Annotated in this window: 14 protein-coding genes and 2 pseudogenes; 9 read left to right on the top strand and 7 right to left on the bottom strand. The window is 52.4% G+C overall.

Annotation, left to right across the window (positions count from 1 at the left end; genetic code table 11):
• Positions 1 to 2: 2 nt before the first annotated feature.
• Positions 3 to 608 carry a methyl-accepting chemotaxis protein gene (locus IEX86_RS25735; RefSeq protein WP_373290451.1) on the top strand — a complete coding sequence of 202 codons (606 nt, stop codon included), beginning with the start codon at positions 3 to 5 and terminating at the stop codon, positions 606 to 608.
• The gene (locus IEX86_RS15820) at positions 605 to 2,062 is read left to right on the top strand and encodes a chemotaxis protein CheW (protein ID WP_188867106.1); all 1,458 of its coding nucleotides are present in this window, start codon (positions 605 to 607) and stop codon (positions 2,060 to 2,062) included. The genes IEX86_RS25735 and IEX86_RS15820 overlap by 4 nt, the downstream gene beginning before the upstream one ends.
• A 244-nt stretch (positions 2,063 to 2,306) precedes the next feature.
• Here the strand turns inward: IEX86_RS15820 and IEX86_RS15815 are convergent, their stop codons facing one another.
• Positions 2,307 to 3,287, bottom strand: coding sequence for a chemotaxis protein CheB (locus IEX86_RS15815; RefSeq protein WP_188867105.1), 981 nt, complete (start codon positions 3,285 to 3,287; stop codon positions 2,307 to 2,309).
• Positions 3,288 to 4,185: 898 nt separating this feature from the next.
• Positions 4,186 to 5,010: an HDOD domain-containing protein gene (locus IEX86_RS15810; RefSeq protein WP_188867104.1), complete on the bottom strand. Its 825-nt coding sequence runs from the start codon at positions 5,008 to 5,010 to the stop codon at positions 4,186 to 4,188.
• A 252-nt stretch (positions 5,011 to 5,262) separates the two neighbouring features.
• On the opposite strand from IEX86_RS15810, the gene IEX86_RS15805 reads away from it, so the two are divergent.
• Both IEX86_RS15805 and IEX86_RS25425 read left to right on the top strand, forming a co-directional pair.
• Complete coding sequence (locus IEX86_RS15805; RefSeq protein WP_188867103.1) at positions 5,263 to 5,409, top strand: hypothetical protein; 147 nt, start codon at positions 5,263 to 5,265, stop codon at positions 5,407 to 5,409.
• A complete protein-coding gene (locus tag IEX86_RS25425) occupies positions 5,409 to 5,531 on the top strand; it encodes a hypothetical protein (protein WP_268239868.1) in 123 nt (40 codons plus the stop codon). Before IEX86_RS15805 ends, IEX86_RS25425 begins: the two co-directional genes overlap by 1 nt.
• A 46-nt stretch (positions 5,532 to 5,577) precedes the next feature.
• Here the strand turns inward: IEX86_RS25425 and IEX86_RS15800 are convergent, their stop codons facing one another.
• Positions 5,578 to 6,723 (bottom strand): hypothetical protein, encoded by a 1,146-nt coding sequence (locus IEX86_RS15800; RefSeq protein ID WP_188867102.1) that lies wholly within the window; start codon positions 6,721 to 6,723, stop codon positions 5,578 to 5,580.
• A gap of 386 nt (positions 6,724 to 7,109) precedes the next feature.
• On the opposite strand from IEX86_RS15800, the gene IEX86_RS15795 reads away from it, so the two are divergent.
• Together IEX86_RS15795 and IEX86_RS15790 are read left to right on the top strand one after the other, a co-directional pair.
• Complete coding sequence (locus IEX86_RS15795) at positions 7,110 to 8,444, top strand: TrkH family potassium uptake protein (protein WP_229685371.1); 1,335 nt, start codon at positions 7,110 to 7,112, stop codon at positions 8,442 to 8,444.
• The gene (locus IEX86_RS15790; protein WP_188867101.1) at positions 8,434 to 9,111 is read left to right on the top strand and encodes a potassium channel family protein; all 678 of its coding nucleotides are present in this window, start codon (positions 8,434 to 8,436) and stop codon (positions 9,109 to 9,111) included. Before IEX86_RS15795 ends, IEX86_RS15790 begins: the two co-directional genes overlap by 11 nt.
• Positions 9,112 to 9,189: 78 nt before the next feature.
• On the opposite strand, the pseudogene IEX86_RS25730 reads toward IEX86_RS15790, so the two are convergent.
• The 3 genes and pseudogenes from IEX86_RS25730 to rlmE form a co-directional block, all read right to left on the bottom strand.
• Positions 9,190 to 9,618, bottom strand: a pseudogene (locus tag IEX86_RS25730) (methyl-accepting chemotaxis protein); the annotation flags it as partial.
• A 120-nt stretch (positions 9,619 to 9,738) separates the two neighbouring features.
• Positions 9,739 to 10,413: pseudogene (locus IEX86_RS25725) on the bottom strand (PAS domain-containing protein); the annotation flags it as partial.
• A 942-nt stretch (positions 10,414 to 11,355) separates the two neighbouring features.
• Positions 11,356 to 11,976: a 23S rRNA (uridine(2552)-2'-O)-methyltransferase RlmE gene (gene rlmE / locus IEX86_RS15780; protein ID WP_188867099.1), complete on the bottom strand. Its 621-nt coding sequence runs from the start codon at positions 11,974 to 11,976 to the stop codon at positions 11,356 to 11,358.
• 250 nt (positions 11,977 to 12,226) lie between these two features.
• Here rlmE and IEX86_RS15775 point away from each other — a divergent pair, with 250 nt between their 5' ends.
• Together IEX86_RS15775 and IEX86_RS15770 are read left to right on the top strand one after the other, a co-directional pair.
• Positions 12,227 to 13,876 carry an NAD(P)/FAD-dependent oxidoreductase gene (locus tag IEX86_RS15775; RefSeq protein WP_188867098.1) on the top strand — a complete coding sequence of 550 codons (1,650 nt, stop codon included), beginning with the start codon at positions 12,227 to 12,229 and terminating at the stop codon, positions 13,874 to 13,876.
• On the top strand, positions 13,876 to 14,607 hold the full coding sequence (locus IEX86_RS15770) for a TrmH family RNA methyltransferase (RefSeq protein WP_188867097.1): 732 nt from the start codon (positions 13,876 to 13,878) through the stop codon (positions 14,605 to 14,607). Before IEX86_RS15775 ends, IEX86_RS15770 begins: the two co-directional genes overlap by 1 nt.
• Before the next feature lie 844 nt (positions 14,608 to 15,451).
• Here the strand turns inward: IEX86_RS15770 and IEX86_RS15765 are convergent.
• Positions 15,452 to 16,180 (bottom strand): SDR family NAD(P)-dependent oxidoreductase, encoded by a 729-nt coding sequence (locus IEX86_RS15765; protein ID WP_229685370.1) that lies wholly within the window; start codon positions 16,178 to 16,180, stop codon positions 15,452 to 15,454.
• Positions 16,181 to 16,357: 177 nt separating this feature from the next.
• Between IEX86_RS15765 and IEX86_RS15760 the strand changes: the two genes are divergently transcribed.
• Positions 16,358 to 16,822: a heme-binding protein gene (locus IEX86_RS15760; RefSeq protein ID WP_188867096.1), complete on the top strand. Its 465-nt coding sequence runs from the start codon at positions 16,358 to 16,360 to the stop codon at positions 16,820 to 16,822.

Below are 16,822 nucleotides of genomic sequence, written 5' to 3'. Positions count from 1 at the left end.
CCATGAGCGCGGCGGTCCAGGCTCTCATGAGCGCCATTGGCTCGGTGGCACAAACCACCGATCACGCGACAGATCTTGCGCGCCGGACGTCCGATGAAGCGCGCCGGGGTTCCGAAACACTCTCCAAGGCCACCGAGGCCATGTTTACCATCGGCAAGTCGGCTGAAGATATCAAAGATATCATTCAGGTAATCAGAGAGATCGCCAGCCAGACCAATATGCTGGCCTTCAACGCAGCCATCGAAGCAGCGCGTGCTGGTGAACATGGCCTGGGCTTCTCGGTCGTCGCTGATGAAGTACGAAAGTTAGCAGAGAAATCCTCCCGCGCGACTAAGGAAATCGACAAGCTGATCCAGGAAACCGTAACCCGTATCGATGCAGGGACTACCATATCGCGTAGTGCAGGCGATGCGTTCGAACAGATCGTCGGCGGCGTATTGCAGACTACCCAGGCTATCGACAGTATCAACGGTGCTACAAATGAGCAGATGAACTCTGCCGAACAGGTAGAGCTGTTGATTCACGAACTTAACAAGATCAAGGCCGCCCTCTATAAGCCGACGCAAGATATTACTGCCACTCTAGGTGCTACAGGTAATCGTGCATGAGCGCCATCCACAGCTACGGTGTAGTGCAAGTCAGTGGCGTGCACTTGGGGATTAACATCAGTGCCCTGATAGAAGCTGTGGAATGGCCTACTGACGTATTACCGCACCCTACTGCGCGCGGAATATTGGTGGGTATTTTCACGTTGCGCGGCAAGGCCGTGCCGCTGATAGATCTTCGCAGTTTTTTTGCCCCGAATGCCGTCGCGTCGGGGCCGACTCCCCTGGTCGCTATCATCAAGTACAACGGAGGGTATCTGGGGATCGCCATCGACGCCGTGTGTGAAATCGTCAAAATGGCGGATAATCAACGGTGCACGTTGATCTCGGGAGATACGTCTACAGGGCTGTTTCCAATGTTGCTAATGATTCAAGACGGTCAGCGTATGATCTATGCGCTTGATCTTGCTTATCTAGCCAGTTTGCCAGAAGTGGTGTTTGCTACCGATCCTATGAGCGCCTCCCAAAGCCAGGCGTTCAAATCCAGCGGTCTCATGCGCCATTACTTGGTTTTCGAGTGTGACGCCCGGCATTTTTGCATTGATGCCAGTGTAGTGACTGAGTTGGTAGACAAGCCGTTGATTAGCCCCAGTGATTTTGGCAATGAACGCTGCTTTGGCTCGGTCCAGGTACGCGGCAAGAAGGTTGCGGCGCTCAGCTTGTCGCACGTGCTGGGTTTTGAAACCAAGACATTGGCAGCCAAGGATCAGCTGTTGTTGCTCACAGGGCCGGATGGACGCGTGTCCGGCTTTGGCTATGATCGTATGGTCGCGATTCGACGCCAGGACCCAAGCAGCATGCTGGCGGTGCCGACCTATGGACTGCGCGAGCCTGATTTACTTCGTGGCGTGATGAACCTGGAAAACGGCGCGCAAGCGTTGCTATTGGCGCACGAGTCGCTACTCAATCGCCCCGAAGTCCAAAGTTACGCGAAGATCTTTCAACACGAAGTGCTCGCTAGCCAGTCACTTCATCAAGCAGCCAAAGCAGTAAATCGACAGGCATGTCTGCTTTTCCATGCGCCGATTCACTTTGCGGCCCCCTTGAACCAGATCACTGAAATTCTTGAAATACCGGCTCAGCACATTGGTTTACCCCAGCCCGAAAGTCATCTGCTGGGACAGTTCAGCCTGAGGGGAGAGCAGATACCATTGATCTGCTTGAGCAGTCTGATCGAATCGTCGCCACAGCCACCAACCCTGTCGTCTCGTGTGCTGATCGTGCGTGGTAATCATTCCACGTTCGGCTTTGCTGTGTGCAAGGTCGACGCTATCGATTCATTCAAGGAATTTGATCCGACAAAACTTGAGCAAGGATATCCCGTTAATTTAGGGAGGGGGTTGTCGACCAATGATCGAGTACGTTCACTAATTAGCATTGGCAATCAAGAGCATAGCTGGCGTGCAACGTTGCTTGATTTACGAAGTCTGGCAATGCAGTTGGAGGCAGCCCGCTAACTTCGGATACAGGCTGATATTCAGTTTGATTTCGCGTGTTGGCCAGGGTTTTATACGAAGACTAATGGCGTATGCAGGGTAGAGCATAGACAAGCGTCACCATAGTCTCAAAACTCTTGGCCGGTTTAGGACCCTCATGTACCTGTTCAGACCTTTCATACAAAACCTAAGGGTATGCATGACTGGAGTTACCTGGCTTATGAATAGAGTGGCGTGACTCAGCTCTAGGGTGGAGTACAGGGGACTATAAAAGGCGAATCATCTCACGTAATCGCGCCGAGGACCTTCGCGCGTTCTCTGCATATTCCCGATGCTTTTCATAGCATGCTGTTTGGCCATTTGCTTTGGCATATTCTGCAAGCCGCAGGTGCAATTCCTCCTTTTCATCGAAGATACGAATGGCTGTCCACATGGCCTCTTCAGCTAACCGCTTCTGGCTTTTGGCCAGGAGTTCAGCGGAATAGGCGTGTCCTGTATGGCAGCGAAAGTGAAACAGCTCGTTTTGCTTGATTTCATAAAGTACGCCCTGGCACTCGGGGCAGGCAAAAGGGGAAGGAACTCCAATAGATTCCAGCCCTGGAATACCTGATGACCTCTGTTTTGAAACCTGATCCTCTGCCTTGATCGAAGCGACCCCTTCCTGGGAAAACTGTTTGATTTCCTCGCTTACAAGGTCTATCAGCTGTGTTGCCAGTTGGTTGACTGGAAGCCAGTAGTCAACATGGGTGTGATCAAGCCTGTTGCTGACCATGAAGGGACTGACGGCTTCCAGAGGATCTTGGGCTAACGTAATTCCACCATGGCACTTGATGGCCTCCATGCCAAGCACACCATCATCCAGGTCACCTGGAAGGGTTACACCTACCACACGCTCGCGAAACTCAATGGCCGCAGAGCGAAACAACGGGTCTATAGACGGACGCTCGAAGTTTTCCTTGGGCCCATAGACTACCCGAACCTTTTTATGCTCGATGCGCATATGCCTATCAGGTGGAGCAAGCAAGATTTCTCCCTGAGCGATAGGGTCCATGTCTTTAGCGTAACGGATGGGTAATTGAGTATGTTGAGAGAGGATATCGAGCAGAGCCTGTTCGTTAGGGCTCATATGTACAACAACCAGTACACAAGCATTCAGATCGGGCGGTAGCTTGGCCAGTAGCCAATGTAGGGCATTGAAGCCACCTGCCGAGGTACCGATAACGACTACCCGTTCTACCGTTTCCATGCCGCTGTCCCCTTTTGCTCGTGTACATACTCGCAGTGTTCTGCGTCTCTTTTGTGGCACATTCGCAGGGCGGCTTTTCTCGTTGGCTGTGCTTGTTGCCGTGTTTACCCTTCACTATAGAGTAGTTATCGGCTTGCTGGAGCACTCTTCGGGTATCTGGCTATTTTCTGGTGTGTGCTGGTTGATTCAGCTGGCTCATTGTGTTCAGCCAATGAATGGCCTTATGTCACTCAACCCACTCGATTTTAGATTTATTAAAAGCGGATTAGTGTTTGAAAACCTACCGTTTAGTGAACAGACTTTATTCAACTGTCTTCTGACCTTAGAAGATAAACAACACTCAGGAGCCGCTCAGTTACCAGCGAATTGCGTGTAAATTATTAGCCCTTAAGCGCAGAAATAAGACGATTTTTGAGCTTCTTATCCCGTATGTATTTAATTGTTTTCTAAGATGTATCAGTAATAACAGGGGTATGAAGAGAGGCCAGAAATAACACAATTTTTGGATAACCCAACAGGCCTAAAAATAAACCCAGAGCGGATGCTTATATTGTTAGACTTTATTATGCATGCTCAGTTAGAGATGCCTAATGGTGAAGTCTTGTTGCTTAAGCGGGTAATCACTAATAAAAGTTGGGAACTAGCTTAACCTCCTGTTAGAAGCGTATCGGCTAAATAAAAAGCACTGTTTCACCCTTGCAGCCTAAGCGGTTAATGCGCATGGTTAGCCGCTAGGCTGCACGAGGCTATAAATGCCTACTGCAAGACTTGTCTAAAAACGGCCGAGCTAAGTCAAGGGAGGAAAATCAGTAAGTAAATGCAGTTTACGAAGGGTAAAGGAGCATTCCTGGATGATTTTCATCACATTGGCCAAGCGCAGGCACTTTTCAGAAAAAGCCTAGCCAATCAGCTCGGCAAAGGCCTTATCAGCCTCAAGTACGTCTGGTAAAGCAGTAAATAACGCGTTTATATCAATCCCCTTGAACAGCGGCCCGGTCAAATGCTGTTGTGCTTCAGGGGTAGCGCCATGGGCTTCGTAGGTATCGCTGACCGCTACGGCTTGCGCCACAATTCGCGGGTAATTATCCGCCTCGGCAGGTGCCTGGGTCGGACGGCCCTGGTAGGCGATTGCCAGTTGAATGACCTTGGGTAACTGCCAGCGTTTGGCCAGCTCTGCCCCTACTTCCGGGTAGCCAAAGCCCAGTTGCACCGTTTCATCCGCCGCTCGGCCTGTAGCACCCTTTTGAGGCTGCTTGTTGAGTTGGGCTGCATAATCGGGGGCACCTGCCTGAATCAGCAGCTCACCCAGGTTATGCATCATGCCGCAGGTAAAGGCGGTGTCTGGATCTTTGCCAAGCTGCTTTGCCAGGAGCCGGCAGATGCTGGCTACTCGAAAACTATGCGTCCAGAACGTCTTGAGGCTATAGCCTGAATCCACTTTGAACGCACCCGTCATTGCAGAGGCCAGGACCAGGGTTCGAAGCGTATTGAAGCCTAAGCGCATGGTAGCGTCTTCGATGCTGGTCGAATCGCGCGTGCCTTTGAAGCGGGCCGAGTTGGCCAGACGCAAAACCTTGGCTGCAATTACCGGATCTCGCTCAACATTACGAGCCACGCTGTCCATGCTGGAGGAGGGGTTATCAAATTGCTGGATGAGATCCTGCGCCACCTTGGGCACGCTAGGCAGGTTATGAATCTCATTGAACAGGGTCTCGATATTCATGAAGGCTCCTTAATGGCTGGACGATATACCTCCAGCATAGAAAACCTTTGCTAAGTCGCTAGTGGTCAGACGTCGGTCCGTTTGTGTAAAGAGGAGTGTAACGGCCATGAAGGTAAGTCTTGGCCGCTCTGTGGTGCTCAACCGCTGGCTCGTTGTCTGACCGGAATGGGCCGAATCACAAGTTCAACCTGAACAAAGTGGCTGCGGGCTTGCCTAATAGAAGAGGGCATACACGGCACAGGAGAAAGACTGATGGTTGAATTCCAAAAGGCACCGGACGATACGGAAATCGATCCAACTCCGGCAACGCAGGATGAACCCATCGGTGATGACCTGCGTGAGCATGTCCCCGATGAGCGTCTTCCTCAAAAGAATCCGACTGATCCGGAGTACAGCTGATGGACAATGATACCCATCGCCATTTCGACGACGGAGTTCCCGACGAGACTCATCCAGACGAGTTGCCGGTACAAGACGACACGCCACCGGTAGATCCTGTGGGAACACACAGTGACCTCTAGGCGGACGCTTAGAAGCCTTTTTCAAGGCCTCTAAGCGCACCTGGCTTTACCGCTGCGTCAACGTAGCCATGTTACCCGTACCGCTTTGAGTAACGGTTGCCATATTGCCTTGGGAGGTCTGGGTAATGTTCATGCTGTTGGCTGAGCCATTTTGGGAAAGAATGGCCGAATAACCAACGCCGGTCTGCGTGGCCGCAATGGTATTGGCATCACCTGATTGCATCACATACAGCTCGTTGTCATTACCAGTTTGAGTAAAGTACAACTCATTGCCTGTCCCATCCTGTTGAGCCGACAATACATTACTATCGCCTTGCTGCCCTGGTTCGTAAATGGTTTCACCATTACCACTAACCATATTGCTTGTGCCCGTTTGGCTAACACTCAATACGTTGAATGAGCCTTCCTGCCGCACATTCGTCGTATTCAGATCGCCTGTTTGATCTACACGAGCAATAGCGCCGGTTGCGCTACTACCGCCAAAGACACTGCCTTGACGTATATCAGCTGTATTGCCGTTGCCCTCTTGGTTAACCGTTGCCGTAGCGTTATCAGCCAGTTGAGCGATCTGCGCAGTGTTGTTGTCGCCACTCTGGTAAATCGAGGCCGTTAGATAGTCACCAGAAGCCTGGTAAATATCACCGGTATTATTGTTACCTTCTTGAACAGTTGTTTGGGTCCCATAGTCCGCGCTGTATTGTTCGTTAGTTGAATTGTTATTGTCGCCATTCTGTCGAACAGAGGCATCGTTGTAAGACGATAGGGTTTGGTTGATCCCACCTCTGTTTCCAGAGCCAGACTGTTCGACTAAAGCCGTATTCTGATCAGCAAAACCATGAATTCCTAGGCCGCGATGTTCATAGTCACTCTGAGTGACATAAGCAAAATTGTCGTTACCGGACTGATAGATCTGCCCAATATTAAGGTTTCCACCTTCTTGAATGAGCTGGCTATAGCTGCCAGCGCCTTCCTGGTAAACCGTGCTGCTGTTTTCGGTACCAGACTGTGTTACGAAACCGCTGTTATGCTGCCCTGCTTGCGTTTGCGTAAAGCTATTGGCTGTGCCGCTCTGCTCGATTGTGGAGGTGTTGTTTTCACCCTCCTGAGTCAGATCTGCTGTGTTATTTTCCGCATGTGCGTGCAGCGTGAGTGTAGCCAGTACAGCAAGAGCAAGTGGTTTAAGCGCAGGCATTAAAATCTCCCTATATAAAGTCATGGTCGCTGAAATCATTAATAACTGATGACGGCTTACCCACAACTGCAAAGGCGTCTAGCCTGCGGGCATCTATCAGTAGGTGGCTTTGGGGCATGCGAAAGCGCATCGGTACTGGCAGGCAAGAGTATGTGGTCCTCCCTAACCAATACGTCAACGTACACACATGGCACCCAACCGGTGCATAAAGCAGCTTGAGTATAGAAAGGGCTTTAAAAGGGCGCCAATTGTAAACGCGCTATTTATTAGGTTAACAAGCACTGGCTTTTGAAGACGACGTTTTCGGACTGTGGTCTCATAGGGGCTGTTCACTACGCTATACCGTAGATGCACTGCATACGAAACACTGACTCTAGGATAGCCCCTTGCTGCGAAACACAATAAAGCATCCTGCCCGGCTGGTACCGTTAGCCTTTCTGGTTACGATTCTGATAGGTACCTCATTGCTCATGTTGCCCGTATCACGGGCGGGTGAAGCCACTGCGCCCTTTCTAACGGCTTTGTTTACGGCTGTGTCGGCAACCTGTGTAACCGGCCTTGTTACGGTAGATACAGCGACATATTGGAGTGGCTTTGGCCAGGCCATTATTCTTATTCTGTTCCAGATAGGTGGAATAGGCATCATGAGCGGGGCGACCTTGCTGGGCTTGCTGGTCAATCGGCGCCTGCAACTGAGCAGCCGACTACTGGCCCAGAGTGAAACCCGCTTGCTTGGGCTGGGTGATGTTGTGGAGGTACTGCGACTGGTTTTGACCGTTACGCTCATCGTCGAACTGACGGTAGCCACGCTGCTTACTTTGCATCTGCATTTCTCCTATCAGGAGCCATGGGGCAGTGCCCTATGGAACGGCGTTTTTCACTCGATTTCAGCCTTTAATAATGCTGGTTTTTCCACGTATTCTGATAACCTGATCGGCTTCGTTGCAGATCCTGTCATCATTCTTCCTATTACCCTGGCACTGATCATCGGAGGCCTGGGCTCACCTGTTCTGTATGAGCTCAAGCACATGCGCAAGAAGAACCGCCCCTGGTCTGTTCATACGCGGATTACCTTGTTTGGCTCAGGGCTACTACTCGTCATTGGTACGGTAGCCATTCTGGTATGTGAGTGGAATAACCCGGGCACACTCGGCCCCCTGGGAGCAGGTGCCAAGCTGTTAGCGGCCTTTTTTCACTCTGCAGGGGCACGCACGGCTGGGTTCAATAGCTTGGATGTGGGGCAATTCAATACAGAGACTCTGGCTATCCACTACATCCTGATGTTTATCGGGGGCGGCAGTGCAGGCACAGCTGGGGGAATAAAGGTAACTACATTCTTTTTATTGTTTTTTGTGGTCTGGGCAGAGATCCGAGGCAACACCGATACCACTGTGTTTAACCGGCGGATTGCTTCGGAAACCCAGCGGCAGGCATTAGTCGTCGTCTTGTTAGGAACAGCCATGGTGGCTACGGCTACGCTCATCTTGATCAGTGTGACGTCGTTTCCCCTTGAAAAGATCGCATTTGAGGCCATCTCCGCCTTTGCCACGGTAGGGCTTTCCACGGGGATAACGGCCGACCTGCCGCCTGTTGGGCAGGTTGTTATTATTATCCTGATGTTTGTCGGCCGCGTCGGTACGATTACCGTAGCAACTGCCCTGGCCTTGCGTAGCCGCAACAAACCTTACCGCTATCCTGAGGAACGCCCTATTGTTGGATAAACTTTTCTCCTCGACCCGCAGCGACAGTGTGGTCGTTATTGGCCTGGGCCGTTTTGGCGCTTCCGTTGCCGAATCCCTGATCGATCTGGGGCATGAGGTGCTGGGCCTGGATGAGGACGCTATTCTCGTACAGAACTGGTCAGATCGGCTGACCCATGTTGCCCAAACTGACAGTACCAATATTGAAGCCTTGCGCCAGTTGGGAGTCGATGAGTTCCTGCATGCGGTTGTAGGCATCGGCAGCGATCTGGAGGCCAGTGTGCTGACGGTGCTGGCGCTTCAGGAACTTGGTGTGAAGGATATTTGGGCCAAGGCCATGAGTGCAAAACATGGGCAGATTCTTGAGCGGATCGGTGCCCATCACGTCGTTTACCCTGAGGCCGCGATGGGGGAGCGTGTCGCTCACTTAGTGACAGGAAGAATGTTCGAGTTCATCGAATTTGATGATGGTTTCGCTATTGCCAAAACCGGAGCGCCACAGGAGGCGCACGGAAAAACACTGGCCGAATGTGCTATTCGTACACGCTATGGTGTAACAGTCGTTGGCCTCAAACGGCCCAAAGCGGATTTTGTCTATGCCAAGGCAGACACACGGATACAGGAAGGTGATTTCCTGATCGTAGCGGGTACGACCAAACTGGTTGAAAAGTTCTCGGCTCATGTCTAGCAGACATATCACTAGAGCGCGGTAACGATTCTTTGATCGACATCCGCTCGGGCTCGCCGAGCGGATATTGTCTTCAGCTTAATTTCCCAGCTGGTTAGCGAATTGTCCTACGGCATTCACGACCTTTTTGGCGCCGTCCTGAATTTCAAGAATCACAGAGCCTGCCTCGTTGGCCAGTCCAAGGCCGTGCTCGGTCTGGTCTTTACTGGCGGCCATGCTGGCAACTGCGGCTTCGGCCAGCGTCTGATTCTTCTGAACCACATCGACAATCTCTTTGGTGGCCAGGCTGGTACGTCCTGCCAGCTGACGAACCTCGTCTGCAACGACTGCGAAGCCTCTACCGGCTTCACCGGCTCGTGCGGCCTCGATAGCGGCATTGAGCGCCAGCAGATTGGTCTGCTGCGCGATCCCGCTAATGGTCTGAACAATGGTATTGATCAACAATGACTGCTTGTTCAGCGCCTCGATTCCATCAGAAGCAACCTGGATCTCATCAGAAATCTGGCGCATTACGCTTACCGTACTCTGCACAACCGAGGCGCCTTTGTTAGCTGTTTCATCCGTATGCAAAGACGTCCGGTAGGCAATGTCAGCGGCTTCGGCTACGGCTATTTGCTGATTGACCTGCTCCGTGATAACCGTGGCGAATTTTATGATCTTGTAAAGCTCATTACGGGTATTGAATACCGGGTTATAGCTTGCTTCGAGCCATACCACTCTGCCCATGCTGTCGACACGTTTAAAACGGCCAGAAGCATATTCACCACGGTTAAGCCGACGCCAGAAATCTCGGTATTCCTCAGAGTTGTATTCTTCTGGTTCGCAAAACATGCGGTGGTGTTTGCCTTTGATCTGCTCAAGGCGATAGCCAATACCCTGAAGAAAGTTATCGTTTGCGGTAAGCACCTCACCTGCCAGATTGAACTCAATCACGGCTGTGGAGCGACGCAACGCATTGACCAGGCCCTCATTTTCAGTGGCGGTGTCTACTGAGTCCGTCACGTTGCTTGCCAAGCAAATAAGGCCGCTGCTTTTGCCGTCCTTGTCTTTCAGGGTTTGCCAGACGGCGCGCAGCCAGGCCAGGCTACCATCCGCTTTGGAAAGGCGATAAAGGCCACTAATATGGTTGCCTTGTCTGATGGCGCTCTGTAAGCCTCGATAGCAATCCAGTTGCTTAACGTAGGGCGGAATGTACCGGTCCAGCGGCTGGCCTTCCATCTCCGCTTTGGAGTAACCCATAACGCTCAGGAAGTTTTTATTGGCAGACTGGATGATGCCATTGTTATCGAGCGTCAATGTCATCATTTCAGCTTCGAGCGCATCTCGAATCTGCCGTAACGAGGCATTTTCTTCTCTAAGAGAAGCAAGTTCTTGTTTGAGATGCGAGTTGAACATGGCTGGAACCGTTAGCATGAACGATGATATATAGTTTTCGTACTGACATCTTTTTTCTAAAGGCTGCCCCAATAATAAAGCGACAGACGGGGAGAGGGAGAGATGTTTCCCTAGTGCTGAAACGTTTTTTCACCGCGTAATGGCTGGCAGATAATTCAAGATATTCAGACAAAGGGTCGTGATGGTTTTAAATATCAGCTTGTTACGATGCTACTGATTGGAGGTAAAGTATCTGCAGATCTAAATCTGCTATTTAATTTCAAGTTCTGATGTCGAAAGACATTAAATAAAGTAAAGCACTTATATGTTTAAAGCTTACTTTGAACGTGGTTGTCGTTAGCGGAAGTTCTACATTGTGCCTGCCCGGGCCATACTATCCATATTCAAATCATTGTTCTGGCTGTTGTGAGCAGTTTGACTAAAGTGCGCTTGGTAAGAACGGTACTATCGGCGTTACGGGTGATTAAGCCATTGAGGGCTTTGTTATTGCCCCTCTGTACCCGTATTGAAACTACCAGCTTAGTCAGCGTGCACGCATTGCCATTTTGTGGCGTCAACCGAGTTATTGCCTCTCAACTGATTGACGTTACCTGAATCGTCTTTCTCGAGACGAGAAATATAGTGTGCACCTGGCACGGAATGGTATCTGAGAGACTGAGCAGGTTAGAGCATTGGAGCAACGCATATGAATCAGGCGCCGCTCAAACCCTACTTCACACAAAGGAGGGAAGGGGTACTCTCCACAGTGCTGTACAGACCTGAACTATGTCAGGGGGATCGTCTTGTACCGCTGCGAAGGGGCTGAGGGGCAATCCCTCAGCCTAGGTAGCAGGTAGCGCCGCAAACGCTTTATCCTTTAAAGCCCTTGGCCACTAGATAAACCTCTCTCGAGCGAGGCCGCGACGCTTCTGGCTTACGTATCATCACCTTCTCGAATGAGCTGCGAACGTCCTTCAAAAATTCATCGGAGCCTTCGCCTTGAAAGACCTTGGCCACAAGGTTGCCACTAGGCTTAAGCACCTGCCGGGCCATATCGAGGACAAGTTCGACCAAGTACATCGAGGACGCCTGGTCGGCAGCTGCAACACCGCTGATGTTGGGCGCTATATCAGAGATGATCAAATCAGGCTGATTGCCGTCGAGCTTGTCCAGAATCTGCTGGAACACCGCATCGTCGGTAAAGTCGCCTTGTATGAAGTCGACATTTTCCAGCGGATCCATTGGCAGGATATCACTAGCCAGAACCCGGCCTTTCTCGCCCACCAGCTTTCCAGCCACCTGCGACCAGCCACCGGGAGCGGAGCCAAGATCCATAATAAGCATGCCTGGGCGTATCAGCTTGTCCTTCTCGTTAAGTTCCATCAGCTTATAGCTGGCACGGGAACGCAAGCCATCTTTCTGGGCCCGTTTAACGTAAGGGTCGTTGACGTGTTCATCCAGCCAGCGGCGGCTGCTTTTGGATCGTTTCATGGGAAAGCCAAGCATGGAAAAATCAATGGGAGGGCAGACCAACGTGCAGGACAAAGGGACGCAGTTGGACGTACAGTGGCAGCGATTATAACCCGATAATAAAGTACGGTGGGGTTGGATCCCCACACAGTCTATTTTAAGAAGCCATCAGACCAGGACTGACAGGGACGATCAGCAACAGGTATAATCGCCGTCTTACCCCGCCTCTCTATCACTTCCTTTGCCGGAGTCACCGGCCAGGATTATCGCTATGATTCGCATCAACGAACTGTCTCTGCCTCTTGATCACTCTGCAGAGGAGTTGCGCAAGGCCATCGTCAACCGCCTCGGTATCCAGGACATCGACTTGTTGAACTTCACCGTGTTCAAGCGCAGCTACGATGCCCGCAAGAAGAACAGCGTCATTCTGTTCATCTACATTATCGACCTGGAGGCTCGGGACGAGCCGGCTATTCTGGCACGCCTTGCCAATGACCTTCATGTACGCCCGGCTCCGGATACCAACTACTACCCGGTAGGACAAGCGCCTGCCCATTTACATGAGCGGCCGCTGGTGGTGGGGTTCGGCCCTTGTGGATTATTCGCGGCGCTGTTGCTCGCGCAGATGGGCTTCAAGCCCATCGTGCTGGAGCGCGGCAAGGACGTACGTCGGCGCACCAAGGATACGTGGGCACTGTGGCGCAAGAAGACCCTGAGCCCTGAATCCAACGTGCAGTTTGGTGAAGGTGGCGCCGGTCTGTTCTCGGACGGCAAGCTCTACAGCCAGATCAAAGACCCGAAGTTTTATGCTCGCAAGGTGATGCATGAATTCGTCCGCGCCGGCGCTCCGGAAGAGATCATGTACGTGAGCAAGCCGCACATTGGGACCTTCCGCCTTACCGGCGTAGTAGCAGCCATGCGCGAGGAGATTATTGCCCTTGGCGGCGAGGTGCGTTTCGAAAGCAAAGTGACCGAGCTACTGATCGACAATGATCAGCTTGAGGGGGTAGTGCTGGCCAGTGGCGAAACCATTCGTAGTCGCCATGTTGTCTTGGCGCTGGGCCACAGTTCTCGTGATACCTTCCGCATGCTGCACCGGCAGGGCGTGTTCATTGAGGCCAAACCCTTTGCCGTAGGTTTTCGTATCGAGCATCCGCAAGGCATGATTGACCGTGCCCGTTTGGGGAAATACGCAGGCCATCCGGAGCTGGGCGCTGCCGACTACAAACTGGTGCATCACGCCAAAAACGGCCGTGCTGTCTACAGCTTTTGCATGTGCCCAGGCGGCACCGTGGTAGCGGCCACCTCCGAACCGGAGCGCGTCGTAACCAATGGCATGAGTCAGTATTCACGCAACGAGCGTAATGCGAATGCCGGCATTGTTGTGGGCATCAATCCAGACCAGGACTTTCCTGGCGGCCCGCTGGCTGGCATAGAGTTTCAGGAGCGCTTGGAGTCCCGCGCGTATGAGCTGGGCGGTAGCGATTACTGCGCGCCAGCACAATTGGTGGGCGACTTTATCCGCGGTGTGTCGTCGACCGAGTTTGGCGAGGTAGAACCCTCCTACAAACCAGGCGTACGCCTGGGCGATCTGGCGCTTTCGTTGCCGGACTACGCGATCGAGGCCATTCGCGAGGCGCTGCCTGCATTTGGCAAGCAGATACGCGGCTTTGATCGTGATGACGCCGTGCTCACCGGTATCGAAACCCGTACCTCTTCTCCGGTTCGTATCACCCGTGACGCTGAAACATTGCAGAGTCTCAACCTGCGCGGCCTGTATCCGGCCGGTGAGGGTGCCGGTTATGCCGGTGGCATTCTGTCGGCGGGTGTGGACGGTATCAAGGTTGCCGAAGCCTTGGCCAAGTCGCTTCTGTCTGACATAGAAAAGGCCGAAATGCAGCCCAGCCGAGCGGCATCCTGATGAAGCTCGACGACATTAAAAAACTCCACCAGAAGAAATACCGGGCCGAGTTCGGTTATTTTCTGGTGGAGGGCGAGCATTTATTGCTGGAGTTACAAAAGGCAGCTCTACAGAATCCGCTGCTACAAAGCAGCCAGTTGTATGTAACTACCGCTTATGAGCATTGGCAAAGCCCGTTCAAAACCCATGTCATCAGCGATCGGCAAATGGCGCAAATAGCCGACACCCAAACACCGCAAGGAATCATTGCGGTGGTGCCGATGCCGTCAAGGGTCGCACCAGTGGCTGCACGCGGTGATAACGAGCATGCCATTTACCTGCATGAAGTTCAGGACCCGGGTAATCTTGGCACTATCCTGCGTACCTTGGCCTGGTTTGGTAACTTTCGTTGCCTGCTCAGCCCTGGCAGTGTTGATCCGTACAACCCTAAGGTCGTACGTTCAAGCATGGGCGCCATTTTTCATGCACCCATGGAGCTGGATGTAGAGTTGGACACCTTACGTACGCGCTTTGAGCGTATCGCTTGTCTGGACATGCAGGGTGACCCTATACAGTCAGCCTCTTTCAAATCGTTCGATTGCTATCTCTTCGGTAACGAAGCACGTGGAGTGCCTCACGACCAACTGCGCACGCTCAACGCTCAGCCTTTTACGATCCCTGGGTGTGGCGTTATTGAGTCACTGAACCTAGCCACAACGGTCAATATGTGCACGTATGAAATAAACCGATAGCCCATCTTAAGCTCTGTACGAAACGTATCTGTGCTTGGTGATGCTGCGTTCGAAGACCTTTCATACAGAGCCTAGGGCACGCCTCTGACTTCAGAAATACTAAAACCCGCTTCTGCGGGTTTTTGCTGACGGTCAAAAGCTCTTATTTGCTCGATCTATCCCTGAGGCGCGCTGTTTCGCGTAATGCATAATGTATTGAACGTGCCGGGCGCGTTACAGGTAGGTATCGCTACGAGGACATACTAAGAGCGTGTAGGCAATATATACCTTGAGTAAGCTGGCTCTCTGGTTCCCAGCTTTGAGGTTTGTGTCTCCACGGGGATCGCTCGATGGATTCGCTACTGAACTCTTTCGCCGGGGCGAGCTACGGACGTAACTCTACGATTAGGCACGGCATGCGTTCAAGACCTCGCACGGTCAAAATTAAACGCCATTCCTATATGCCAGCCTAGGTGGCTGAACGTTGCGGTATACCCACGCCCATCGTCGTGAGCAAGTGACGGTCTATAGTGCAAGCCTCTCCGATGCTGAGTGGGCTCTGGTGTTTCGAGCGTGACATTAGTACACGTGGAACTCCGCCCTGTTACGCTCGGTGTGAGCGGGTTGGCATCTGCTGTTATGTACTGCGTCCCAGCACCTGTTGCCTATGTCACTCTCACCTTCGAAGGTCGCCTACAACGCTCTCATGCGTTGGATAGAAGCTGGCCTCTTCGAGCTGTTACAGAGTCAGCTTTGCGAACAATGGTGCCAGCGTATGGGTCGTTGTTAAGATCATCGATGCGTAGCTCGTTTAAAGGCGGTCTGGCAGGTCTGCTTTTCGTAGGGTAATAGGCGGTTCAGGCTTTCAGCCAGGGGAGGGGAGCAGACGCAGCAGGCTGCCAATTAGTCCCCAGCGCTTTGTAACATACACATGCTTGGATCGAGCCTTGATAGCGCTATAGATACAATCGGCTGCCCTTGCCGGGGTAGCGACCCAGAAGGGCTTGTCTGCTTTCAGCATGTCGGTGTCCACAAAGCCGGGACACGCCTCAGTTACCGTGACAGGCAATTTGTGATGACGAGCAAGGTCACGCAGACCATCAAGATACGTTGAGACAAATGCCTTCGAGGCGCAATACGCCGTAGCGCCTCCATTTGCCCGAAGCTTGGCAATGGACGAAATTCCCACCAGGTGACCATGCCCCTGATCCATAAAGTGCTTCATTGCTGTCTGGGCTACTGCTGCAAAGCCCAATGCATTCACTGAGATGGTTTCTTTATCCAGTTGCCAATCCATATCTGGGTTGGCATGGCCTGTTCCAGCACTGATGACTATCAGCTCAACGTGCCTTAACTGATAAATGAGCGCCTTGAGAGTCACCCTTGCTTCGTCCGTATCCAGCACATCTATTAGGCAGGTAACGGCCTGATCACCAAACGCCTGGGCAAACATTTCAAGTCGCTCGGTTCTTCTGGCTGCCAGGCCCACCTGCCAGCCTTCCGTTAACAGTCGTCGGGCCAGCGCCTCTCCAATGCCAGATGAAGCGCCGATAACGATAGCGGCGGGGCGATGAGTGGGGGATTTCATATCCATTGAGGCATGCTCCTGAAATAGCTTTTTCGGCAAGCCTAGCACCTGGGCGCAGGCCTAGCTAAGTCGGTTCATAAGCGCGTCAACCACAAGCCTTTCTGACAAAAATGTCATCGCAATGACCCGTTTCTGACTGTTGCAACCGGTTAGATTATGCCGACCCCATCAAGGAGCCACGCAATGGCCAGGATAGTTACGTTTAGTCTGCTGATGCTAACGATGTTGCAAGCAGAGGCCGCATTACCTCAGCAGGCGGAGCTGGATTTAGCCACAGCGCGTCGTCTGTTGGATGCAGCGCCCTGTACCGCTGCGCTGGCAGCGCTTGATCATGGGGGAAACCCTATTCTCATTCAAAGAGATACCACGGTAGGCCCTCATAACGCGGACGCCGCTCGCCGTAAGGCCTATACCGCGCTCTCTACCGGAACGGCAACACGCCAGCTGGCTGAAAAAGCTCGCCAGAATCCTGAAGCCGCAAATCTCACTACCTTGCCTGAGCTATTGCTGCTGGGGGGCGGAGTGCCCCTGTATGAGGGAAAGGTGCTAGTGGGCGCGTTGGGAGTAGCCGGTGCGGGCGGCGCGGCGCAGGACGAGCAATGCGCGCTCGAAGCTGCCAGAGCCCTCAATCTAACAACTATGCGTTAA

It is taken from the genome of Pseudomonas asuensis (assembly GCF_014646755.1).
GTDB classification, from domain to species: domain Bacteria; phylum Pseudomonadota; class Gammaproteobacteria; order Pseudomonadales; family Pseudomonadaceae; genus Chryseomonas; species Chryseomonas asuensis.
Note: the sequence above shows the minus strand (reverse complement) of the source record. Positions and strands in the feature narration are given on the sequence as shown.

What these genes read in the sequence shown, in the direction of transcription:
- IEX86_RS15775 (WP_188867098.1), top strand. Translation starts at nt 12,227, where the DNA reads ATGATTCGCATCAACGAACTGTCTCTGCCTCTTGATCACTCTGCAGAG.
- IEX86_RS15770 (WP_188867097.1), top strand. Translation starts at nt 13,876, where the DNA reads ATGAAGCTCGACGACATTAAAAAACTCCACCAGAAGAAATACCGGGCC.
- IEX86_RS15765 (WP_229685370.1), bottom strand. Translation starts at nt 16,180, where the DNA reads ATGGATATGAAATCCCCCACTCATCGCCCCGCCGCTATCGTTATCGGC.
- IEX86_RS25425 (WP_268239868.1), top strand. Translation starts at nt 5,409, where the DNA reads ATGGACAATGATACCCATCGCCATTTCGACGACGGAGTTCCCGACGAG.
- IEX86_RS15760 (WP_188867096.1), top strand. Translation starts at nt 16,358, where the DNA reads ATGGCCAGGATAGTTACGTTTAGTCTGCTGATGCTAACGATGTTGCAA.
- IEX86_RS25735 (WP_373290451.1), top strand. Translation starts at nt 3, where the DNA reads ATGAGCGCGGCGGTCCAGGCTCTCATGAGCGCCATTGGCTCGGTGGCA.
- IEX86_RS15800 (WP_188867102.1), bottom strand. Translation starts at nt 6,723, where the DNA reads ATGCCTGCGCTTAAACCACTTGCTCTTGCTGTACTGGCTACACTCACG.
- IEX86_RS15805 (WP_188867103.1), top strand. Translation starts at nt 5,263, where the DNA reads ATGGTTGAATTCCAAAAGGCACCGGACGATACGGAAATCGATCCAACT.
- IEX86_RS15815 (WP_188867105.1), bottom strand. Translation starts at nt 3,287, where the DNA reads ATGGAAACGGTAGAACGGGTAGTCGTTATCGGTACCTCGGCAGGTGGC.
- IEX86_RS15810 (WP_188867104.1), bottom strand. Translation starts at nt 5,010, where the DNA reads ATGAATATCGAGACCCTGTTCAATGAGATTCATAACCTGCCTAGCGTG.
- rlmE (WP_188867099.1), bottom strand. Translation starts at nt 11,976, where the DNA reads ATGAAACGATCCAAAAGCAGCCGCCGCTGGCTGGATGAACACGTCAAC.
- IEX86_RS15820 (WP_188867106.1), top strand. Translation starts at nt 605, where the DNA reads ATGAGCGCCATCCACAGCTACGGTGTAGTGCAAGTCAGTGGCGTGCAC.